The organism is Sediminibacillus sp. JSM 1682029 (genome assembly GCF_041366435.1).
GTDB classification, from domain to species: domain Bacteria; phylum Bacillota; class Bacilli; order Bacillales; family Amphibacillaceae; genus Sediminibacillus; species Sediminibacillus terrae.
In genome coordinates, this window is record NZ_JBEWYY010000003.1 from 343,140 (window position 1) to 365,973 (window position 22,834).

The window sequence follows — 22,834 nt, forward strand, 5'->3', positions numbered from 1 at the left end:
AGCAGCCTTATGTTTAATCGTAAAAATACAGACCTCATCGATATGATCTTGCTAATTACGGTCGTCATTTTTGTGTTTGAATTGCTTTTTGATGGACCTTGGCTTCTCTTCTTTATTTTCCTTTACAGTGCGGCCATTTACTATGGTCGGAAGCGGATTGACAAATCTTGGGGAAGACTCGTGTTTTGGGCAGGCTTGGTCGGACTGATCATCATGATTCTCAACACGGTCGCCTTCAAATTCTTACTATTAACCATCGTCGCTTATTTTGTGCTCAAATGGTATCATTCCAAAAAACAACCGGTGTACTATCAGCCGCAATTTGGGGAGAATGGCACGAATGGAGAGACTGTCCAGCGTCCGGCGATGTTCACCAATAAATGGTTCGGCCGCCAAAAAACCAGCACAGGGGCATACGAATGGCAGGATATCAATATTCAGACAGGTATCGGCGATTCGATTATCGATATGAATAATACGGTGCTGCCAAAAGGGGAGTCGGTCGTTTTAATCCGCAATCTCTTCGGCAACATCGAGATACTTGTCCCTTATGAAATAGAAATAAGCATCAGCCATTCCACCTTGTTGGGAACCGCCGAGATTCTTGATTACGCAGAAGATCACATGTGGAACAAGGTTATCCATCTCGAAACCGAAAATTACCACCAGGCGAAACAAAAGGTGAAAATCGTCACTTCGATGCTGGCCGGCAAAATAGAGGTGAAGCGCATATGAAAAACGTCGTGCAACGCTCGCTTGTCGTCGGTTTGTTGACGGCTTTGGTTTTGCTGGTGGTATTCTCGGTCGTATTCTGGATTGGTTTTCCGTTCGATGACTGGGGGGCTCTTTGGCAACGAAAAGTATGGGAATTGCCGTTTGCCGTATTTATCATCGTGATAACATTGGCGGCAGGGGGCAGCTTCGGAATTGCGGAAGGACTTTTTTGGAAAAAACAATTAAGCTTATTGGAAACGGTGCTGGATAGAAACCAGGACTATAAGCGAACTCTTGAGGAATCTGCTTCGTTGGCTGAAGTGCGTGCCATACAGGAGAAAGCTGCAAAACTCCAAACCTATATTTACGACCAGACAAAACTTGCTCAAAAAATGGCAACCGAGCGGGTGGAGAGCCAAGAGAAGGAAATCGAGCGTGTCATATCGGAGGAAAGAAACCGATTGGCCAGAGAGCTGCACGATTCCGTCAGTCAGGAGCTGTTTGCTGCTTCGATGTTGATTTCTGCGCTCAATGAACTGAATAACGATGAAGCAGTCTCTTTGCAGTTGGAACAAATCGAAGCGATGGTTCAGCAGTCCCAGCTGGAAATGCGGGCGCTGCTCTTGCACTTGCGGCCTGCCGCATTGAAAGGGAAATCTCTTCAGGAAGGAATCGAACAGCTGCTGGGAGAGCTGAAACAAAAGGTCCCGATAGATATTTCCTGGAAAATGGACGACGTACAACTTGAAAGAGGGATTGAAGATCATCTTTTTCGCATCTTGCAGGAGTCAGTGTCCAATACATTGCGCCATGCTAAAGCCCACGCACTGGATATTCTGCTCATTGAAAACGGAGACCAGGTCATTTTACGGGTGATCGATGATGGGGTGGGGTTCCATGTGGAAAAAAGCCAGTCCGGATCTTATGGGTTGCAGAATATGAAAGAACGGGCGGCCGAAGTGGGGGCTGCCATCAAAATCATTAGTTTGCCGGATAGAGGGACAAGATTGGAAGTAAGAGTGCCGGTAATAAAGTCAGAGGGTGATGGACATGATTAAGGTATTGTTTGTCGACGATCATGAAATGGTCCGGATCGGGGTAAGTGCTTATTTGACTACCCAGCCGGATATCGAAGTGATCGCCGAAGCCGATAATGGAAAAAAAGCGATTGAATTGGCGCTGGAGCTGCGTCCGGATATTATTCTGATGGATCTGGTCATGGAGGGGATGGATGGAATCGAAGCGACAGAAAAGATTGTCCAAGCCTGGCCGGAAGCGAAAATCATTGTCGTGACCAGTTTCATTGACGATGAAAAAGTGTATCCTGCTCTAGAAGCGGGTGCTTCCAGTTACTTGTTAAAAACATCTAAAGCCAGTGAAATAGCACAGGCAATCCGTTCCACATACCAAGGAGAAGCGGTATTCGAGCCAGAAGTCACCAATAAGGTGATGGCAAAAATGAGAAACAGAAGGACGACTCTTCCGCATGAAAGCTTGACGGCTCGGGAGATGGAGGTGCTGTTACTGGTCGCACAAGGAAAGACCAATCAGGAAATTGCTGACGAATTGTTCATCGCCCTGAAAACAGCAAAAGTGCACGTCAGTAACATTTTAAGCAAGCTGGAGGTACAGGATCGCACTCAGGCTGCGGTGTATGCCTATCGCCAGGGACTTGTTCCCGAATAAAAAGCGGCCAACCTTACAAGGTTGCCACAGGCGGCATCAAAGCCCCAGCGTTTCATTAGGCACCTTGATGCGGAAGGAAATATCATCATTCTCCAAATCGAATTTTTCCGCTTTGACTTTGAAGTTACTCTTCATTTCCATTTGGGTGATGGCAATGTAAATCGTTTCCTCTTCTGGATTGACGACCACCCAATCAGGGGTCGGATAGCTTTTATTCAGATATTCCAGCACTTTTCTTTTGGGCAAATACAGCAATCCCAGGGAAATGTCTTTTTGTTTGAGGACGAGGTCCCCGTTTTCCTGGACAATCGGCTCCAACCGGATGGAAAAAGGGATTTCTGCACTGAAGGCTTTGAGTGACCCGGTAAACTCCACATCATCTTCCATGGATACCTCATATTTTCCGGTAGTATCGTTGAACATTTGATCAACATAGGCGTTGACCAGCTCACTTAAGTTTTGCTTGCTGGAAGTGACTGTGAATTCAGCTCCCGGTGTTTGTTCCAGCTCTTCCCAATCAAGTGACGGGTTTGACCAGGAAGGGATGAATATCAGAAACAGAAGGAGCAGGATAACAGCTATATTTATTCCTGCAAGTACAAGAAACCAACGTTTCCAGTTCCTCTGTTTCTGCGATTTTTCTTCACTCATTGTTCTATTCCCCTCTTGTTAAAGCTTATTCTGAACGTTCTATTTCCGGCCTGATATATTCAAGAACCCGTTCAGCTATTAATTTATATCCGGTGTTATTTGGATGGAAATTATCTTCGTAAAGCAAATCTTGATCTGTATTTGCAAACAAATCCTTGGTTGGAATATAGTTGACTTGTTCATATTCCAGAGCCACTGTACTTCCTGTACCGTTCCAATCGTCGATAATCTGCCCTAATTGTTCGACATCGCTGAAGTAGTTTTCGAATGGATTATAAAATCCGATTAAATAGATGGTGGCATCAGGATTTAATTCCAACATCTTATCAAATATTTTTCGAAGCCGCACCATGTAATTTGCCTGTTCTTTCACAAATGGTTCGTATTCCAGGTTGGTGAAGTTGTTTTTCACTACTTTCATGATATCATTCGCACCGATGGTGACGAGTACGATATCGGCTTCTTCGATGGAATTCTTTATTTCAGTCTGGTCCAACCGTTTCAACAGCTGGTCGGAACGGTTTCCCCGTTTACCGTAATTGACGATGTCCACTTTTTGTTGGCCGTCATCGTTCAAGGTGTTCCCCAGAATTCCAACATAACCGCCATTATGAGAAGTATCACCTACCCCTTGTGTAAGCGAATCCCCGATTGCGACAATGTCCAGATCCTTTTTGACAAATAACCCGAGGGCGCTCTCGATCACCTGGCTGACCTTATCTTTGATATCTTCTGCCAAGGGCTGTTCTTCTTCTTCTGTCTCTTCGGCTTTTTGCAGTTTTGTATCATCTGGTATTTCTTCAGTCACTTCCAGATCTTTTTCCTGTGTTTCAGGACTGAAATTTTTTTCGGCATTGTCGCTTTCAGATGTCTGGATTGCCTGAAAGGTGACAATAGCCAGTAGCAAAATCAATAAAACGGCACCGATGATAGTCTTGGAGTATTTATTACGCAACGTCATCACACCTAATAGAAATTGATAGAAAATCCGTATGAAAAGAAATGGGTCTAATATCCGGTGAAATGGATACTTGAAATTTATTCGTTGGCTTGCTTTTCCGCTTCGCACGTATCGATTGTGTACGTTCCGATGCACAAGTCCACGCGGCCTTGAACTTCTAGGTCCTTCTCACCTTCCATTGTGAACACGCACTAAAAGAATATTCCCTTTAGCTTGATTTCAAAAACTTGGGCAGAGGGATTCCGGCCTTCCATCTGTCACCGGAAAAACCACGGCATAGGCCGATGTATCGTTAGTATTAGTATACAATATGATAACATGTCTTGCGTTACCAGCGATAATTATTTTCATGGGGAATCATTGGAAAACGAGGGAGGGAGAAAGCATAAACCGGACCACAAGCTGGTGTCCGGTTTATGTAAAAGTGAACGGTCTGGCAGGCGCGTTTCAAGCCCACCACATGTTCCCTACAGGTTCTTTCAGCATGATGGGCCGAAGGTTCTCGATGGCTTTGCTGAACCCTTCATCAATGGACATCAGTCCGTCTTCATGTTCGATACTGACCGCGTAATCATAGCCGACGAGCCGCAGGGTGCTGACAATATCGGACCAGACTTTACGTCCATGCCCATAGCCGACCGTGCGAAAATACCAGGCTCTGCTCCGCAATTCTGAATAAGGAGTCATGTCGGTCAAACCATGCATGTTCGTATTCTGCTGATCAATGATGGTATCTTTCGCATGAAAGTGATGCAGGGCCCCAGCATCTCCGAGTATTTTGATGGCTTCCACAGGATCTATCCCCTGCCACCACATATGACTTGGATCTAAATTTGCTCCGATTGCTGGACCGCAGGCTTCACGCAGCCTCAACATGGTGGCGGGCGTATGTACGGAGAACCCGCCATGCAATTCCAATCCGATTTTCACGCCATAGGCGGCTGCATAATCGTTTATTTCTTTCCAGTAAGGAATCAGTTTATCATGCCATTGCCATTCCAATACTTCTTGATAGTCGTGCGGCCATGCTGCCACCGGCCAATTAGGGTAAAGTGCACCCTCGTGATCTCCGGGACAGCCGGAAAATGTGTTCACAACCTGCACACCTAACTGTGAGGCTAATTTAATGGTTTTCCGCAGTAATATGTCAGCGGGAACCGAAACTTTTTCTTGTGGATGCAGGGGGTTGGAGTGACAGCTTAATGCACTGATCATTATCCCTTTGTCGGTCAATTTTTTCAGCATTTCCTGTTGGGCTGATTGCTGATCGATCAATTCCTCGATAGGACAATGATCATTTCCGGGGTACCCTCCGGTTCCTAGCTCAATTGCTTCCAGCCCCTTGGAAGAAACATAGTCGAGCATGTCATCAAATGGTTTGTCAGCGCATAAAACAGTAAAAACACCTAACTTCATCATCTTTCCCTCCTCTATCATTATTAGAAAATACAGATTGTAATCCATTACATCCATAATATAAACCATAGGGATATTTACCAAGAAACGGTTGACAGCAATGAAATCGTACAGTACTATTTGTATTGTAAACGATTACAAAAAATTACGCAATGCAGAAAGAAGGACTCGGAAAGATGGCAACAATCCACCAAGTGGCCAAACAAGCGGGAGTCTCGGTCGCGACTGTTTCCAGAGTTTTAAATGGACAAAATTCTGTCACGGCAAAGACGAGAATAAAAGTAGAAGATGCAATCAAAAAATTAAACTATGAACCCAGCCTTCTCGGCCGGAATTTGAGAAATTCAGAAAGCAGGCTGCTGCTTGTCCTGATCCCGAATATCTCGAATCCTTTTTACTCGGAAATCATCAACGGCATTGAAAACACGGCGATTGAGTTAGGTTATAATATCCTTTTGTGTGAAACCGATACAAATGTGGAACGGGAGAACATCTATTTTGACCTGGTCCGAAAAAAAATGGCCGATGGCATCATCTCCATGGACCCTGCCGTTAACATCGACACTCTTATCCAGCTCGCCGAAAATCATGCGATCATCCAGTGCAGCGAGTATGCTGTCGACAGTGGCATCCCATATGTGACCATAGACAATGCAGAGGCAGCCTATCGTGCGGTGAAACATTTGATAAGAATCGGACATCAGCGCATCGCTTTGATAAATTCGGACGAAAAATACCTTTATGCCCGCCAGCGTCAGCTTGGTTACCAGAAAGCATTAGAAGAAAACAAGATGGAACTAGAGGACAGTTTGATTGTCCATACACAAGGGTTGGACTTTTCTTATGGCCAGCAGGCAATGAAAAAAATCCTTGCGCAGGAGGAACGTCCGACAGCGATTTTTGCTGTATCTGATTTACTTGCAATCGGTGCGTTGAAGGAAATCCACAACCAAGGGCTGAAAGTACCCGAGGACATCGCTATCATTGGGTTCGACAAGATTGCTTTTTCCAATATGACCTATCCTGCCTTGACAACGATTTCGCAGCCGATGTATGCAATGGGGAAAGCTGCTGCGGATATGCTGGTCAAGAAAATCCAGGGAAAAGAAGTGGAAAGTCTCATTTTGGATCATGAATTAGTCATTCGGGAGTCTACGCTAGGTTAATCAGCAACTAAGACCGGCACTGTGGTATCAAATCCATTTTGATAGCAGAGTGCTGGCCTTATATGTAAACGATTACATTAAAGCGAGCTTCCAATAACAAAAAAGGGGTGGAGAAGTGAGAAAACTACTTGTTTTGTTTTTGTCTATGTTGGTTTTAGGCGGACTTGCAGCATGTGGAAGCGGTGAGGAAAGCGGTGGAGAAGCTTCGGGAGAAGATGGCGATCTTACAATTGGTATATCCTTGCCATCGGCAACACACGGCTGGATGGGAGCATTGATCGACAACGCGGAAAAACAAGCACAGGAAATAAAGGAAGCAGAAGGAATCGACTACGTAATGACCAATGCAGCGGATCCCAACAAACAGGCGAATGATGTAGAAGATTTGATTTCCCAGGAAGTGGACGTCATTGTCATGCTGCCGATTGAATCTGCAGCACTATCACCTGTCGGTCAAAAAGTGAAGGATGCAGGCATTCCGTTGGTAATCGTTGACAGGGAGCTTGAAAATGATGCTGCGACTGTCGTGGTGAAAGGCGACAATGAAGGAATAGGGGTCAATGCAGGAAAATACTTTATAGAACAATTGGACGGGAATGGAAAAGTGGTCGAAATTACCGGTCCTCCGAGTTCTGTCACAAATCAACGAGGCAGCGGATTCCAGGAAGCGATGGATGGGGAAGACGGCATAGAGGTGATCGCTTCGCAAAATGGAGACTTTTCGAAAGAAGCGTCATTGGAAGTCATGCAGAATATTTTGCAAGCGCATTCACAAATAGATGCTGTATTTACCCAGGACGATGAAATGGCGTTAGGTGTTCTCCAGGCGATCAAGGAAGCGGGCCGGGACGATATCCAATTTATCACAGGAGCCGGCGGCAATAAAACCGTATTCGAGAATATGCAGGAGGATGGATTGATAAAGGCGACCTTCCTCTATTCGCCGACCATGGTCCGGGATGCTGTGTCCATTGCAGCAGACCTTGCAAAAGGGGAAGAGCCGGAAGAAGAAATGGTGGTCAAGGAGGCAACCCAGGTAACCAAAGAGAATGTGGATCAATTCTATAATGAAGACTCCAAATATTGAGCTGACAGAAGGGTAAGGAAAGGCGCGGAAAAAGGGAATACAATCGATAAATATTGTATCCCTTTTTCTGATAGGGAGTGATGTAAAGTGAGCGGTAATTATGTATTGGAAATGGAAAATATCGATAAATCGTTTAATCGCGTTCCTGTACTCAAACAGGCCAGTCTCTGTTTGGAAGAAGGAGAAATACATGCTTTGCTGGGGGAAAACGGAGCTGGGAAATCTACATTGATGAATATTTTGGGTGGCATTTTTCCTGCCGACAAAGGAACAATCAAGGTGAATGGTAAGCAAGTGGAAATGACCGACCCGCGCACCTCTCAGCAGCTCGGCATCAGTTTCATTCACCAGGAATTAAACGTCGTCGCAGATTTGAAGGTTTATGAAAACATGTTTTTAGGGAGGGAACGAAGAAACCGGTTAGGACTGCTGAAAGTAGAAGAAATGTGCCGGAAGACGAGCGAGGTAATTGCCGGACTAGGAGTGGAAATCGACCCCAAAGCTTATGTGCGCCAGTTGGATGCCTCCTACAAGCAATTGATCGAGATTGCCAAGGCACTGCTTCAGGATTCCAAAATCATCATCATGGATGAACCGACTACAGCTCTGACAGAGCATGAAGTGCACCGGTTGTTTACCTTGATGAAAAATTTAAAAGCGGCCAATGTTTCGATTATTTATATTTCCCATAAGCTGAAAGAAATCCAGGAAATTTGTGATCGTTATACCGTCCTGCGGGATGGAAAAATAGTCGGCTCAGGCCGGGTGGCTGATCAAAACGTGACGGCCATTACAAAAATGATGGTCGGCAAATCTGTATCGGAAGAACGTTTTGTTCACAACCATGCAGCTGGAAGGGAAATGCTCCATGTAACCGGATTGACAAGCGCTGGTCGTTTCCGGGACATAAACTTTACGCTGCATGCCGGAGAGATTCTCGGTTTTACCGGGTTGGCCGGTGATGGTCGTACAGAATTGTTTGAAAGCATATTTGGATTTAACAAGACGTCTTCCGGCAGTATCGAGGTAGAGGGGCGTTCTGTCCCAATCAACCATCCTAAACAGGCGTTGCAGGCTGGTATAGGTTTTGTCCCAAAAGACCGAAAAGAGAATGCAATCATCAAAGACTTAAGTGTCTACCACAACATGAGTATTTCTGCTCTTTCCCACTTTGAACGGATGGGTTTTCTTCAACCGAATCAAGAAAAATCCCGGTTTCATCATTTTAAAGAAGCTTTGAATATAAAGGTGCACGATCCAAAGGTGACGATCGATAAGCTTTCCGGAGGCAATCAGCAAAAAGTCGTCCTGGCAAAATGGCTGGAGGTCGATACCCCCATTCTCGTTTTTGACAACCCGACCCAGGGGATCGATATCGGCGCCAAAAGGGAGATCTATCAATTGATCGTCCAGTTGGCCGAACAGGGTAAAGCGATCATCATTCTTTCTTCCGAGGTGCCGGAAATTCTCAAAGTCTGCCACACTATTCATGTGATGTATCAAGGGGAGATAACGGCAAAATTGAAACGGGACCAAGCTAACGAGGATGAAATCATGAAATATGCCACTGGCTCAAAAAGGGAGGTGGAACACATTGGCTAGTCCAGCAATCAAACAAGAAAGTACACAACCCCCGGACAAAAACAGGCACCTGTCCTGGCTCTGGTCCGAATATAGTGTAATCATTGCTTTTGTGGTCATATTTGTCTTGGCATCCTTGTTAAATCCCCGATTTTTGGACGTCAATAATCAATTGAATATTTTGATGCAGGTCTCGATCATCGGTATTGTCGCCCTGGGAATGACTATCGTCATGCTTTCGGGCGGAATCGATTTGTCAGTCGGCTCTGTCCTGGCACTTGTCGGCGTTGTCTCGATTTTGTCCCTGAATGCGACTGGAAGTATCCTGTTGGCGATATTGACAGCATTTTCTGTCGGAGCGTTTGCCGGACTGTTGAATGGACTGATGGTTGCAAAGGGGAGAATTGCGTCCTTCATTGCCACATTGGGAATGATGGCGGGAGCAAGGTCGATTGCCCTCTACATTGCTGACGGAGGCAGTATCTCTGGGGAGGTAACCAGCTTCACAGCGATAGCAAACAGTGAATTGTGGATCATCGATTATCCCATTATCATTTTTTTAGTAATGACAAGTCTTGTTTATGTATTGATGCAAAAAACACGATTCGGCAGGTATGTCTACGCGATTGGAAGCAATGAGAAGGCGGCTTTGTTATCCACTATACGTGTCGACCGTGTCAAAATAGGTGTCTACAGCCTGGCGGGCCTCTTGGTAAGTGTTGCCGCAATCATTGAAACCTCGAGACTGAACTCGATATCTTCCTCTAGCTCCGGCCAGGCCTACGAGCTGGATGCAATCGCCGCGGTCATCATTGGCGGGACGAGGATGACTGGTGGGAGAGGAAAGGTCCTCGGAACGTTTTTCGGCGTTCTGATACTCGGCATTTTGAACAACATGATGAACTTGATGAATGTTTCGCCCCATTTACAAGGGTTTGTAAAGGGCTTGATCATCATCGTGGCAGTAGTTTTCCAGAAGCGGGAATAGGAGGATGTTTATGAAGTTGAAGGCAGGTATTATCGGCTGTGGATCGATTGCCAAGTTTCGCCATGCACCCGAATACAAAGCAAATCCGAATATCGAAGAAATCGTTTTTTATGACCGAAATCCCGAAAGAGCGGAAATACTGGCCGACCAATTTGCTGGATCGGTTTCAGCATCTCTGGACGATTTAATAACAGATCCGACGATTGATATCATCAGCGATTGCTCCTCGAACGAATTTCATCCCATCAATTCTGTAAAAGCGTTACTAGCCGGGAAGCATGTACTTTGTGAAAAGCCGATCGCATTGACCATCGAAGGTGCAGAACAAATTGTCCAGGCCCAGAAAACCTCAAGCAAGAAACTGATGATCGATCATAACCAGCGTTTTACTAGGGCCCATCAAAAAGCAAGACAGTTAATAGAGAATAAAGAACTCGGAGAAGTCCTCACCTTTAAAACAAGCTTCGGCCATGCAGGTCCTGAACGATGGGGGATAAATAAAACGAAATGCACCTGGTTTTTCTCCAAGGAGCGATCCGGGTTGGGAGTCGCCGGTGATTTAGGGATTCACAAAATCGATTTGCTGCATTATCTGTTGAATGATGAAATAAACCAGGTAAGTGCCTTTCAAGGATCTTTAGATAAAACCGGCATTACCGGGGAACCGATAGAAGTGTGCGACAATCTTGTATGCACCTTGAAAACAGCCGGCGGGCGCATTGGGACGGCTTCCTTTTCCTGGACTTATTATGGTGAAGAGGATAACAGCACGATTATTTATCTGACGGGTGGAATCATAAAAATATATCATGACAAGGACTATCCTCTGCTTGTCATAGAAAAGGATGGTTCCATAGCCAAGTATCAATTGGAAACCATCCAGACCAATGATGACCAAACGAACAGCGGTGTAATCGATTCATTTGTGGATAGTGTCCTTCATAATAAGAAGCCGGCTGTGACAGGGGAAGATGCGCTTGTGTCGTTAAAAGTCCTCCTGGGTATCGTGAAAGCGGCAGAAACAGCTACGGTTGTTCAGGTCAACCAAAGCACTGCAAAATTAGAAACCAAGAACGTATAGGTGCTGCGGCTCAGATAGTATAGGTTTGGTTCGCAAAGCAGTCGGGAATTGTTTTGTACACAAAGAATAAAGCAATTTCTGAAAGGGAGCGATAGACATGAAAGAATATAGCGTAACACCAAACAAAAATGCAGAAGGCTGGTATGTAAAAATCGAAGACGTAGCTCCGACTGATTTATACAGCAAAAAAGACGATGCAATCGCAGAAGCTGAAAAGTTGGCATCCAACGATACACCAAGTCGCTTGATGATCTTAGACGAAAACCACGAAATCGTCGAAGAGAAAAAATACTAAGACAAAAGCATATAACACCAAAAAGCCAGCTCACCACGAGCTGGCTTTTTTTAAGGTAAGGGGTCAGTCCCTCTCCGGCTCATGATGGTGCAAAATCCCCTTGGAGGGGTCAGTCCCCAAAATTGCAGAAATCCTTGGCAGATAAGGATTCCTGCGAAAAATCAACCTGAATCAATGAAAGAATCGGCTTGATGGGGACTGACCCCAAGAGCATGACCCCAAGAGCAAAATTCGGAAGGAGGGACTGACCCCCGTCTTGGCCTATTTATGATACGCTGGTAAAAACATATAAAAAAGACTGGGAATAGGGAGGAGACAGAGATGGATACGACAAAGCAAAATAGTAATGCCTGGGATCAGAAAGTGGAAGAAGGCTCTCGTTATACAAAATCGGTCAGCAGCGAAACGATTGAAAAAGGTAAAGCAGGCAAATGGAATATCACTGTCACTACTGAAAAGCCGGTACCGCGCAGCTGGTTCCCGCGCCAATTAGAAGGATTGAAGGTCCTTTGCCTTGCGTCAGGTGGAGGGCAGCAGGCTCCTGTTCTGGCAGCTGCCGGTGCCCAGGTAACCGTCACCGACATATCACGAAAGCAGTTGGAAAAAGACAGGTTGGTTGCAGAACGGGACGGGCTGTCGTTGCACACTGTGCAAGGGGATATGCGTGATTTAAGTGTCTTTGAAGACGAAACTTTCGATATGATCATCCACCCTGTTTCCAATTTGTTCGTGGATAACATCCGCCCGGTGTGGAAAGAAGCGGCAAGGGTGTTAAAAAAGAAAGGAACATTGATAGCCGGATTTACGAACCCGCTGTTGTTTATTTTTGATGACCAGCAGGAACAAAAAGGGATTCTTGATGTGAAGCATCCCATTCCCTCTTCGACTTTGGATCAGTTGCCTGAAGAAGAAGTGGAGGATCACATTCGCTCCAACCAAACCATTGAATATGCCCATACCATGGAAGACCAAATACAGGGACAAATCGACGCTGGTTTTGCAATAACGGGCTTTTATGAAGATGATTTCGGAGGAACCCGGATTTTAGATCAATACATCAAAACGTTTATCGCGACAAAGGCAGTAAAAGTGGTTTTGTGACCCTATAAAAAGCGAAAGTCAGCTCATCCTTATATGAGCTGACTTATTTCATGCCGTAATCACTTCTTTGCCAACCAGTGCTGCTGATAACGTGACGTTTTGGCGTGTTGATAATTATTCACTAAACACCCTATGGAGGTGTAAGCCGGAAATGCGTAGAGAAAAATACCTTCGAAGGGGAACCTGTCATGGGCACTCCGTTAATATGTTAAAATGAACCCAAAACATCAAGAGGCAACCAATTCAGATAAAAATTCAGATTGGGGTTTTGACGATGAAAAAGGTTATCCTCGCAGGGGGAACAGGATTTATCGGGAATTATTTCAAACGGAGGTTCGAAGAGAAGGGATATAATGTAGGAATCATATCGAGACAGCCCTCTTACCTATCATGGGACGACAGGGATGGCATCAAGGAAGCTTTGGAAGGGGCGGATTTGCTCGTCAACCTTGCTGGCAAGTCGGTAAATTGCCGTTACCATTGACAAAAACAAGCGGGAAATCCTGCATTCAAGAATCGAAACGACGACTATTCTCGGCGAAGTTATCAAGACATGTGATAGCCCGCCGCCGATTTGGCTTAACTCCAGCACCGCCACGATCTATCGACATGCCGAAGATCGGCCGATGACGGAAATAAACGGAGAAATAGGAACGGGATTTTCTGTGGACGTGTCAGAAAAATGGGAAGAAGCATTCTTTTCTTTTGATTTATCAGAAACAAGACAAGCTGCTCTGCGAACCGCTATCGTTTTAGGCCCGGAAGGAGGGGTGATGACCCCTTATTTAAACTTAGTGAAATTCGGTCTCGGCGGGGCACAGGGATCCGGAAAGCAAATGTTCAGCTGGATTCATGTTGAAGACCTGTTTCAAATCGTGCTGTTTTTACAGGAGAGGGATGATTTGAGCGGTGTCTTTAATTGTGCAGCACCCACCCCTGTACATAACCGGGAATTGATGAAGATTTTAAGAACAGAGCTAAACATGCCTGTTGGCCTGCCTGCACCGAAATGGATGCTGGAAATGGGTTCGATATTGATCCGGACAGAGACGGAACTTGTGCTAAAAAGCCGCTGGGTGATTCCGGATCGGCTTGAACAGGAGGGCTTCCAATTCAGGTTCAATACGCTTGATAAGACAATTAAAGATATTCTTCAGCAGAACAAGAGTGCTGGCGTATTTGGATAAAAAATCAGAAGACACTAGCAAAATTACCAGTGACACAGGAGGGATAACGGTGGCGGAAATAGGTTTATTGTTTGTCATGGCAATCGCCGGTGGAATCGTAGCTGTGTTCGGCTTCTTTGGCATGATCAACAAAAGAGTGTCTGAGCCGAAAAGGGAACTTCAGAAAAGGGTGGAACAGCTGGAGGAAGAGGTGCGGGAGCTGAAAAACAAATAATTGCAAATTGGTCAGATCAGCCGAGAGATGTCAGACGCTTTGCCTTTCGTTTATGTAAAAAAGTGATGATCGTGGTTTTTAATGATGCATAAGAACCGATGGCGGCATAGCCATAAAACCATCCCATAAAAATCCCGGCAATCAAACTGCCGCGGTGACTAATGAAAACAGATATTGCCAACCCAATCACAAGTGCCAGTGTCGGCACGAATTTTTTTGGAACGCGGAACAATACTTTTATCAATTGAGTGACAATCATGACGGCTGGTACTGCTATTACAGCGTCCCAAAAGTTTGTATGTATCGTCGGAAAATCCATCCATGTCTCCTCCTTTTCAAAGATAGTATGAAAGGATTTAACGAATTTATGCAAGTCTTTGTACATACAAAAGCCGCTTGGTACTTTTCAAGCGGCTTTTGTTGAGGGAAATATTCTATTTTCATACCGATTCTTGCCTGCTTAGGCGTGGACCGGCTGCTTTCTTGTATCTCCGCTTCTCAGTCTCACCGCTTCTTGGTATGGGCAGAGACTTTCGACAACGGTAATCCCTTGCACGCGCGCCTGATCGGTGACATCCAGGCTAGTACTCTGGGAATCGAGCCACAGTATTTTTGTTTCAACCTGGCCGTCATTTGCCAGTAAAGCCTCTGCAGCGAGTGTGTCCTGTGTATAAACGACATCGATTTCTTCCTCTATTGCTGCCACATTCGCCACTGGCGTCTCACCTAGAATTGGCTCATTTCCATTGTGGACCGGAATGACTTTAAATCCGAGATTTTGCAACTTCGCAGCTGTTCGATACACCGGCAAATTTTCATCCGGCTCTAATCCAAGAACGGCTATCGTTTTTTGCCGGAGCCCGTTTGTCCGGTCGAATGGTGAGTGAAGCGCCCATTGTACTGCCTTTTCATTTGTGGCAGTAATGGTGGGCTTTGTACCGGTAGCTTGTGCGATTGCCTGATCGAGATCCTGAATCAAGTCCTCTGCGGTTTCAATACCGATCGAAAGACGAATCAATTCTTCCGTAACACCACTTTCCTTCAATCCATCTGCATCAAGCTGCTGGTGGGTGGTGGAAGCGGGATGGATGATCAGTGATTTGGCATCCCCGACATTGGCTACATGCGACCAAAGGGTGATGTTGTCGATCAACTGCCGTCCTGCATCGCGTCCGCCTTTGATACCGAAAGTAATAATGGAACCTGCCTTTCCGTTCAAGTATTTTTCTGCAAGTTGGTGGGAAGGATGGTTTTCCAATCCTGGATATGCAACCCATTCCACTGCTGGATGGTCGCTTAGGTAACCGGCGACCTGCTGGGCGTTTTGGTTATGCTTTTCTACACGCAGATGCAATGTTTCCAGACCCTGCAACAGCAAAAATGCGTTCTGCGGGCTCAGGCAGGCGCCGATGTCGCGCAACAGCTGTACGCGTAGCTTCGTAGCAAAGGCTGCCGGTGCAGTGTCGATGGCATACCTGATGCCGTGATAGCTTTCATCAGGCTGGATGAATTCAGGGAATTTTTCATTGTTCCAATCAAAACGTCCGCCATCGACGACTACCCCTCCGATTGTCGTACCGTGCCCGCCGATCCACTTGGTAGCAGAGTGGACAACGATGTCCGCTCCCCAGGTAATCGGTTTGGTTACATACGGAGTGGCAAATGTATTATCGATAATCAACGGGATATCGTGTTCATGTGCAATCGCAGCGATTGTTTCCACGTCAAACACATTCAGGCTTGGATTGGTGATGATTTCGCCAAAGACCGCTTTGGTTTTGTCGGTGATAGCTGCACGGACGTTTTCCGGATCCGAAGCATCCACAAAGGTGACATTGATTCCGTAGCGAGGCAGTGTTTTGACAAACAGGTTATAAGTGCCGCCGTAAAGATTGCTGTCGGCTACGATTTCATCGCCGCTCCCTGCCAAGTTCAGAATCGACAGAGTAATGGCAGCCATGCCGGAAGAGGTGGCAACTGCCGCTACGCCGTCTTCCAACAGAGCGATCCGTTGTTCAAAAGCATCCACAGTCGGATTCATGATGCGCGAATAAATATTGCCAGGTTCAGCCAGGGCAAAAAGATTCTGGGCGTGCTCGGTATCACGGAATACATAGGATGTCGTTTGATAAATCGGGACTGCCCTGGAACCTGTCGCCGGATCTGGTGTCTGTCCTCCGTGAAGAAGTTGTGTTTCGGTGCCTAGCAAATGGAATGGGTTTGTCATGTTAATTCCTCCTAAGCGGGATAATTCTAGGGAAAAATAGTACCTAAGGCCGTGAAAAGCAGGTAACAAGATTGTTGTGTTGGAAGAGGGGGAATAGAAAAGCCCTCTTCCTAAGAAGAGGGCGTGTAGTCGGAGTCCTCCTCTTATCTTTCAGATCATGGACCTGTAGGAATTGGCACCTTTTCAAGCATTGTCGCTTGAAGGTTGCCGGGCATCATCGGGCCTAGTCCCTCCGCCGCTCTGGATAAGAGTCTTGTTATTCAATATGTTTGAAATTTCAATCTTTGAAAGAATTATAAATCACTCTGTCAATCCAGTCAACCCTTAAAGAAAAAATTTGAAAAAAGAAGGGGACAGTCCCCGCCGGAGGGACTGTCCCCCATTGCTCTACCAGGATAAAGAATTTACTTGGTATACAGTTGATTGACTTCTTCGATTTCGAGTTGGTGGGTGCCTTTTCCGAATGTATCTGTTTGGTCACTGGATTCTTCTTGCCAAATGTTTTCAGTATGTAGTTGGACATCGGCCTTATCCGGATTGGTCAGATACACCTCATCCACCTCGGTTAACGACCAATTACTTTTGATAGCTGCCAGGTTCAGGCGCGCTTCATCCAGCCAGGAGCGGACCTCGGTTTCCATGTTTCCCGGAATCGACACCGTTGCAGTAAACCGGCTGTCATCATATCCGAATTGGCTCGTGGGTGCTTCAAGCATTTCCACATACAAGGTGTCACCGACCTGGTGAAAAGAGGCGACTTCCTCTGGCTTGATGTCTTTTTTACTTGCCGTACTAGAGTGGAAGGTGCCGAATATATGAATAGCGCCTGTGTTGTTTGTCTCCAGCCTTGTTCCCTCCGCGGACTCCAAGACAATTTTTTTCACCTTGTCACCGATATTTTTTTCGATTGGCGGCAAGGTTGCTTCCACCTCCTCAGCTTGGACAGTGGTTTTAATCTTATCCAGCAATCCAGTAGTGGCCCCGATAAAAAGGATGAGCGCAACACCCCCTAAGAAAGTGATGAATACGATGGATAAAATGTCATATTTCACCACAGGTTGTTCTTGCCGGGACATGTAGACGTAAAGGATGATTTCCACTCCTAAAACAATCAGGATCAATGGAAACCAGGCCAATAAAACCGTTGTTGCATCCCAATCGAAAAATTGAGAGAGCATGATGACCGTACCTAGTAAAATGAGGGCTGCCCCCATGGAGACAGATCCTACCCGCCATTTCTTCATTGATTGTTTCCTCCTTTATCCGGTTTCGCCCCGATGATCAAACGAATTCCCCCAGCTATCAAAAGCAAACAGACAAGCGATACTTGAAAATACTGGCGGTAATAATACCAAAGATCGATTTGAAACGCTGCACGCACTTGTTCAGCTATGACTGGAAGCAAAATGGAATCGGCAATATAGAAAATCCCAAGCAGTAAAAGGGCGATGCCCAGCCATTTTTGATGGTTTGCCAAATACTTTACAATCGGCACGTCCTGAACTTCTCCCTGTTCGGCCTTGCTGGAATGCTGCAAGGCGTCGAAAAAGCTGAAAAACCAGATGATCGGAATCAAAAACAAGAAGATGGAAAGGTGCAGAACGTCCAGCACATAGATGGCTAGCAGAAAGGCAGCCATTAATTGCAGCCCTCTTCGCTGCAACCCTAAATACATATGCCCCGCACCGGGAAAAATGGCCAAGATGGTGGCAAGCATCTTGCTCTTTTTCCCCTCTTCCCGGTAACGATCCAAATCCTCGATGATTGTCCGGTCCTCAAGGGTTTCTCCGTTTTGTTTCTTGTTCAATAGTTGAATCGCATCAAAAAAGCTGTAAATCCAGATGATCGGCATGGCCAGCAGAAAAATAAGAAAGCCGCCTTGATTGCTGACAAAAGCAACAAAGAAAATCATGGAAGCCACTCCGAAAAAGCCGGCCAAAAACGTCAATCCTCTCTGGTTCAGACCGAGCTGGAAGTGGCCGACACCCGGAACGAATGATAACAAGATCGTCGTGAACCGTTCATTGTAATGGGTTTGTGGGGAATTGGTCGCATCCCCGGCAGCAAGTTTCGCTTCGGCAGACTGTTCGATGGGTTGTATCTTGCTGGCGCCTATCAGCAAGGTGACAATCATGTCGATTACATTGACCGCCCAAATCAGAAATGCCATAAGCAATGTTAAGGGGATCAACTCACTAGGTGCAGAGATGATGTAAGCAAACGTTCCAAAGCTTATTGTGCCAAAGAAAAGCAACGGATAGAGCACCCCTTTGCGTTTTTGACCAAGGTACATATGGCCAAAACCGGGGATGAGCGCTAAAAAGAAAGCCAGTATGGATGATTTATTCATTGATCTTCCCCCTTTATTAGTTGCGTCAGCCAGCTGTCTGTTTTTTGCATCAGGCTATCTGCCATGGACGGCCGGCTGTGTATATTCGTTTTATCGGTTACGTGAAGGACGCCCTGGAAGATACCACTTGCCATTAATAAAATGGTTAGTCCTGCAGCCAGTAAATAGTGGCTGATCGTTTTGACCTCCCTGGATATGGAGGAGGATGTTTTCTGTCCGTCTTTTTGCGGCAAGACTTGTTGGACGTTAAGTTTGTCGATGGTTGCTTCGGTAAAGGAGTCAGCGAGATGCCCAGGTGCCTCCCATTGGTCAAGTAATGCAAGATAACGGTCGAAACATTGCGCGCAGGTCTCCAAATGGGCTTCGATTTGCTGCTGTTTCTGGTCATCCACCGTTTCCTCTATGTAGGGCCACAACTCCTCTTCAATATGTATCATTTAAAAATCATCCTCCTTCCAATGTGCTTTCATCCATTTTCGTGCCCGGTACAGCCGTACTTCAATGGTCTTTTCGGCTAAACCGAGCCGGTCTGCGATTTCGGCATAGGACATGCCTTCTAAGTAATAGCAGCGTACTGTAAACTGCAGTTTATCTGGAAGCTGATCGATTTGCTCACGGATACGTTGTCTTCTTTCCCGCAGCATCGCCTGCTCCTCCGCGCTGTCAACTTGGCCCTTGTGATATTCCTGTCCGTCGCTGCTGAAATCTTCTCTCATTCGCTGCCGTTTCCGGCGGGCGTCGATTGCTTTATGGAAAGCGATTCTACTAAGCCAGGTTTTAAACCCTTGATGCTGGTAAGAGGGAAGAGCATCTACCATTTTGATAAACGTCTCCTGAGCCGCATCTTCAGCTGCCTTTTCATCATGCAGGACGCTCATCGTCACTTTGAAGACCTGCTGCTTATGACGCTCGATCAACAGCCGAAGGGCTTGCTGGTTGCCCGATTTTATTTTTTTGATTAGCAGTTCATCTTGAATGGACGCTCCCCCTCTCTCTGACCATTTCACTTTATAGACGAACCATCCACCCCCAAACCCTACAAAAAAATAAATTTTTTTGGGGTCAGTCCCCGGTATCGTCACCGGGGACTGACCCCAATCGCGCAAAAAGGCTGGCCCATAAGCCGTTTTCCGGCGAATGGGACAGCCCCTGTCCATAAATCTACTTGTCTATTATTTTCCGATAAATTGTTGTGTCCATACGTTTCCATTTTCGACATAGCCGACACCGATATGGGTGAAGTTGCCGTTAAGAATGTTTTTGCGGTGGCCTTCACTGTTCATCCAGGCGTTGACTACTTCTTCCGGAGTACGCTGTCCTTTGGCAATGTTTTCCCCTGCAGTGTTGTAGGAGATGCCGAATTGTTTCATCATATCGAACGGAGAACCGTAAGTCGGGCTGTTATGGTCGAAGTAACCGTTACGAGCCATATCCGCTGATTTTTCACGTGCGACTTTGCTTAGTTCTGTATCGATTTCCAAAGGATCAAGACCTTGCTTTGCTCTCTCCTGGTTGGTCAATTCCACTACTTCTTGTTCAAATTCGTTTAGCTCTTGTCCTGCATTTTCAGTCTGTTCTTGCTTGGACTCCTCTGCAGTTGCTTCATTGTTGTTTTGTTGAGGCGCTTGGGCCTGTTCAGCTTGCTCGTTACTTGGAGCTTCTGTTTGCTGCTTCTGTTCTGCAGATTCCTGTTCTTTTTGTTCTGCAGGCTGTTCATTTGTCTGCTCTTGCTGTTTGTTCTCTTCTGCTTTTTGTGGCTGCTCCTGAGCCTGTTTTTGTTCTGCTGGAGCCTTCCAGTTCCACTTGTGATTGCTGAAGTATTTATCTATAACACTTTGAATATCCTCTTGTGAAAGGTTACCTTTGTAGCTATTCACAGAGTAATAGACTTGGTATGACTTTCCTTGTTGGTCGTTTGCGTTATTTGCCTGCGCATCTACCGAAGAAGAAAAAGCTCCTCCGAAAAGTAGTGCCGCTGAAATTCCTGTTACAATGCTTGCTTTCTTGAACATTTCTTTACACTCTCCTCTTCGCTGTGTTTTGTTTTACTGTTACATCATAGCATGGCTTTTTTGTAATATTTGAGGTGCTATTTACCATTTACAATCGAACGGGTGCTTGTTCTTTCGCTATGTAATTCTCGCCATTATCCTCCTTCCCTGTTCTATTACTAGATCCTCCGGCCCCTTAGGTGAAGTGAGAATGCTATGCTCTTTATTGCGTTGCATGCAAAAAAGGCGTCAAACTGGTTAATTTTACATAAAAAACCGTGTTGACAGCCTTCAAAAGCGCCCTCTTATATTACAAATCAAGCCATGCTTGTAAATGTATTGTTATCTTGTAAACGAAGCGAGATAAAAAAGGGGGGACAGTCCCTTCCCTCGTCAAACGATGGGAAGGGCTGCCCCCCCCCGCCGAAATGCTTATTCGAAGTTTTGGTTGTGAAGCGGCGGCGGAACGAGCCAGCCTTTTTCTTTATTCAACCGCAGCAGCCTGGCGCCGAATTGTGCCTTGCTCATATGGATTTGCCCATACATCATGGCGATATCTTCCCTGATGCATTGAGCGATGATTTGGCTGCAAGCTACAAGTCCCTGCCCGATGTCCCGGGAAATAGCGGCGCTTATTTCCGGATCGTTGAATTTGGCTCCGGAAGGGATTTGTTCCAAAGCAGCTTTCGCCCGTTCCGGTGGCGATGGAGGAAGAGCTATTCCATTGTTTTTCAAAAGCTCTTCAATTTCTTCGTTTTCTTGTTTCATTGTCCGGATCATGTCTTCAATCAATTTTTTCAGGTCGCGGTCGCCGGTATGGTTCGCCATGGTTTGATAACCGGCAATCATGCCCTTGCTGCCGGCAAGACTGCTCCAAATTCCAAAGACTTCGCCATAATGCATCGGCTGGTTTTTTGGATTTCCACTTAGAATACCCATCTTTTCACTCCTTGCTATATAATCATGCAAGGATATATTTTGCGAATGGCAGGAAAACTATACTGGCCAATTCCACTTTTGGCAGACCGGCTATCCGCTCCTACTAGAAAAAAGGGTAAAAGGAACCAGTTTAGGGAAAGCCTGATAAGGAGTCCTAATAACTTCGCGAGAATCTGGACTCCAAATGATGAAACCATTTGGTCCGGGAGACAGTATATATAGCAAGGGCTGCCCAGATACATGTGAAAGAGACCAGGTGTGCATGGGTAAAGGTTTCCCCGTATAGAAATACACCGATAAACAGCATCAGCGTCGGAGCGAAGTATTGCAGGAAACCAACCATGGAAAGGGGAATCCGCTGCGCGCCACTAGCGAACAACAACAATGGCACAGCTGTCGCTACGCCGCTTAATATAAGCAGTCCAGTGGTGGAAGTGAAAATTTCCGGGGCGGCTCCGCCATCAGTTTGTCGGCTGAGCAAATAAATCAGAGCGATCGGTGTGACGATCAGTGTCTCGATCGCCAGTCCGAACATCGCACTGATAGCGACGGTTTTTTTCAACAAACCATACAATCCGAAGGACAGAGCCAGCAGGATGGAAACCCACGGAAAAACACCAAAGCTGATCGTCAAGTTCACGACACCCGCCGCTGCCAGTAAAAAGGAAATCAGCTGCCACTTCGTCAGTTTTTCTTTGAGCACAACCATCCCGAGAATAATGCTTATCAACGGATTAATATAGTACCCGAGACTTGCCTGTACAACATGGTCACTGTTGACGGCCCAGATGAACACCAGCCAATTGATGCTGATGACAATAGAGGCTAGCGTAATTCCGATCAGCCTTTGCTTATCCCGGATTATTTGTCTGCATTCCCGGATGAACGGTCTCCATTTTTTTAATAAGGATAATAACAAGGCCATGAAGACAAAGGACCAAACAATCCGGTGGGCAAGAATTTCGCCGGCAGGGACATTTTGCACGAGTTTCCAGTATATCGGCAGGAAGCCCCATAAGATATAAGCAGCGGCCGTAAAAAGGACGCCTGCTTTGAATTCGTTATTTTCCATTGCGTCAACCTCTTTTTCTTTAAATTTCTGTTGATTCCTTTCTTGTTTTACTCAGCTATAGGGAATCAGAAGCAAAGTGAATAGAGTAAGTTTAGAATCCTTGAGTCAAAAAATCAATTATTTTAGA

23 protein-coding genes, 1 pseudogene and 1 riboswitch are annotated in these 22,834 nt (G+C 45.9%); of the genes and pseudogenes, 12 read left to right on the top strand and 12 right to left on the bottom strand.

Translation table 11 applies throughout. The annotated features are described in order from the left end of the window. Positions 1-9 precede the first annotated feature (9 nt). The 3 genes from liaF to ABVF09_RS07895 are packed head-to-tail and all read left to right on the top strand — an operon-like array spanning position 10 to position 2,400. Entirely contained in the window at positions 10-735 is a 726-nt protein-coding gene (gene liaF, locus ABVF09_RS07885) for a cell wall-active antibiotics response protein LiaF (RefSeq protein WP_153463681.1), read from the top strand. After that, the gene (locus ABVF09_RS07890) at positions 732-1,772 is read left to right on the top strand and encodes a sensor histidine kinase (protein ID WP_026771930.1); all 1,041 of its coding nucleotides are present in this window, start codon (positions 732-734) and stop codon (positions 1,770-1,772) included. Before liaF ends, ABVF09_RS07890 begins: the two co-directional genes overlap by 4 nt. Further along, on the top strand, positions 1,765-2,400 hold the full coding sequence (locus ABVF09_RS07895; protein WP_026570889.1) for a response regulator: 636 nt from the start codon (positions 1,765-1,767) through the stop codon (positions 2,398-2,400). The genes ABVF09_RS07890 and ABVF09_RS07895 overlap by 8 nt, the downstream gene beginning before the upstream one ends. A 36-nt stretch (positions 2,401-2,436) precedes the next feature. On the opposite strand, the gene ABVF09_RS07900 is transcribed toward ABVF09_RS07895, so the two are convergent. From ABVF09_RS07900 to ABVF09_RS07910, 3 genes are all read right to left on the bottom strand, one after another. Further along, positions 2,437-3,051: a YpmS family protein gene (locus ABVF09_RS07900; protein ID WP_026570888.1), complete on the bottom strand. Its 615-nt coding sequence runs from the start codon at positions 3,049-3,051 to the stop codon at positions 2,437-2,439. Positions 3,052-3,076: 25 nt separating this feature from the next. Next, positions 3,077-4,012, bottom strand: a complete 936-nt coding sequence (locus ABVF09_RS07905) for an SGNH/GDSL hydrolase family protein (RefSeq protein WP_026771929.1) — start codon at positions 4,010-4,012, stop codon at positions 3,077-3,079. Between the two features lie 447 nt (positions 4,013-4,459). Further along, entirely contained in the window at positions 4,460-5,428 is a 969-nt protein-coding gene (locus tag ABVF09_RS07910) for a sugar phosphate isomerase/epimerase family protein (protein WP_371068934.1), read from the bottom strand. Positions 5,429-5,604: 176 nt separating this feature from the next. Between ABVF09_RS07910 and ABVF09_RS07915 the strand changes: the two genes are divergently transcribed. The 9 genes and pseudogenes from ABVF09_RS07915 to ABVF09_RS07955 all read left to right on the top strand — a co-directional run bounded on the left by ABVF09_RS07915 (position 5,605) and on the right by ABVF09_RS07955 (position 14,128). Further along, positions 5,605-6,594 carry a LacI family DNA-binding transcriptional regulator gene (locus tag ABVF09_RS07915; RefSeq protein WP_026570885.1) on the top strand — a complete coding sequence of 330 codons (990 nt, stop codon included), beginning with the start codon at positions 5,605-5,607 and terminating at the stop codon, positions 6,592-6,594. A 115-nt stretch (positions 6,595-6,709) separates the two neighbouring features. Continuing rightward, positions 6,710-7,681, top strand: coding sequence for a substrate-binding domain-containing protein (locus tag ABVF09_RS07920; protein ID WP_026570884.1), 972 nt, complete (start codon positions 6,710-6,712; stop codon positions 7,679-7,681). Between the two features lie 87 nt (positions 7,682-7,768). Continuing rightward, a complete protein-coding gene (locus ABVF09_RS07925; RefSeq protein WP_371068935.1) occupies positions 7,769-9,283 on the top strand; it encodes a sugar ABC transporter ATP-binding protein in 1,515 nt (504 codons plus the stop codon). After that, positions 9,276-10,250 (top strand): ABC transporter permease, encoded by a 975-nt coding sequence (locus ABVF09_RS07930; RefSeq protein ID WP_026570882.1) that lies wholly within the window; start codon positions 9,276-9,278, stop codon positions 10,248-10,250. Before ABVF09_RS07925 ends, ABVF09_RS07930 begins: the two co-directional genes overlap by 8 nt. A 10-nt stretch (positions 10,251-10,260) precedes the next feature. Further along, positions 10,261-11,331: a Gfo/Idh/MocA family protein gene (locus tag ABVF09_RS07935; protein ID WP_371068936.1), complete on the top strand. Its 1,071-nt coding sequence runs from the start codon at positions 10,261-10,263 to the stop codon at positions 11,329-11,331. A 97-nt stretch (positions 11,332-11,428) separates the two neighbouring features. Then, the gene (locus ABVF09_RS07940; RefSeq protein WP_026570880.1) at positions 11,429-11,626 is read left to right on the top strand and encodes a DUF2188 domain-containing protein; all 198 of its coding nucleotides are present in this window, start codon (positions 11,429-11,431) and stop codon (positions 11,624-11,626) included. Between the two features lie 321 nt (positions 11,627-11,947). Beyond that, the gene (locus tag ABVF09_RS07945) at positions 11,948-12,727 is read left to right on the top strand and encodes a class I SAM-dependent methyltransferase (protein WP_371068937.1); all 780 of its coding nucleotides are present in this window, start codon (positions 11,948-11,950) and stop codon (positions 12,725-12,727) included. A 274-nt stretch (positions 12,728-13,001) separates the two neighbouring features. Next, a pseudogene (locus ABVF09_RS07950) lies at positions 13,002-13,914 on the top strand (TIGR01777 family oxidoreductase). Between the two features lie 49 nt (positions 13,915-13,963). Next, entirely contained in the window at positions 13,964-14,128 is a 165-nt protein-coding gene (locus ABVF09_RS07955) for a coiled-coil domain-containing protein (protein WP_371068938.1), read from the top strand. 16 nt (positions 14,129-14,144) lie between these two features. Here ABVF09_RS07955 and ABVF09_RS07960 read toward each other — a convergent pair whose 3' ends face one another. The 9 genes from ABVF09_RS07960 to rarD all read right to left on the bottom strand — a co-directional run bounded on the left by ABVF09_RS07960 (position 14,145) and on the right by rarD (position 22,707). Next, positions 14,145-14,447 (bottom strand): hypothetical protein, encoded by a 303-nt coding sequence (locus tag ABVF09_RS07960; RefSeq protein ID WP_153463665.1) that lies wholly within the window; start codon positions 14,445-14,447, stop codon positions 14,145-14,147. 141 nt (positions 14,448-14,588) lie between these two features. Continuing rightward, a complete protein-coding gene (locus ABVF09_RS07965; protein ID WP_371068939.1) occupies positions 14,589-16,355 on the bottom strand; it encodes a PLP-dependent aspartate aminotransferase family protein in 1,767 nt (588 codons plus the stop codon). Between the two features lie 140 nt (positions 16,356-16,495). After that, positions 16,496-16,606: riboswitch (SAM riboswitch) on the bottom strand. A 153-nt stretch (positions 16,607-16,759) separates the two neighbouring features. Beyond that, positions 16,760-17,599 (bottom strand): hypothetical protein, encoded by an 840-nt coding sequence (locus ABVF09_RS07970; RefSeq protein WP_371068940.1) that lies wholly within the window; start codon positions 17,597-17,599, stop codon positions 16,760-16,762. Beyond that, complete coding sequence (locus ABVF09_RS07975; protein ID WP_371068941.1) at positions 17,596-18,705, bottom strand: hypothetical protein; 1,110 nt, start codon at positions 18,703-18,705, stop codon at positions 17,596-17,598. The genes ABVF09_RS07970 and ABVF09_RS07975 overlap by 4 nt, the downstream gene beginning before the upstream one ends. After that, positions 18,702-19,142 carry an anti-sigma factor family protein gene (locus ABVF09_RS07980; protein ID WP_153463654.1) on the bottom strand — a complete coding sequence of 147 codons (441 nt, stop codon included), beginning with the start codon at positions 19,140-19,142 and terminating at the stop codon, positions 18,702-18,704. The genes ABVF09_RS07975 and ABVF09_RS07980 overlap by 4 nt, the downstream gene beginning before the upstream one ends. Next, a complete protein-coding gene (locus tag ABVF09_RS07985) occupies positions 19,143-19,712 on the bottom strand; it encodes an RNA polymerase sigma factor (protein WP_371068942.1) in 570 nt (189 codons plus the stop codon). It lies immediately after the preceding gene. A gap of 165 nt (positions 19,713-19,877) precedes the next feature. Continuing rightward, entirely contained in the window at positions 19,878-20,717 is an 840-nt protein-coding gene (locus ABVF09_RS07990) for a CAP domain-containing protein (protein ID WP_371068943.1), read from the bottom strand. 411 nt (positions 20,718-21,128) lie between these two features. After that, positions 21,129-21,635: a DUF3231 family protein gene (locus tag ABVF09_RS07995; RefSeq protein ID WP_026570869.1), complete on the bottom strand. Its 507-nt coding sequence runs from the start codon at positions 21,633-21,635 to the stop codon at positions 21,129-21,131. A 154-nt stretch (positions 21,636-21,789) separates the two neighbouring features. After that, a complete protein-coding gene (rarD, locus tag ABVF09_RS08000) occupies positions 21,790-22,707 on the bottom strand; it encodes an EamA family transporter RarD (protein WP_026570868.1) in 918 nt (305 codons plus the stop codon). Positions 22,708-22,834: the final 127 nt, after the last annotated feature.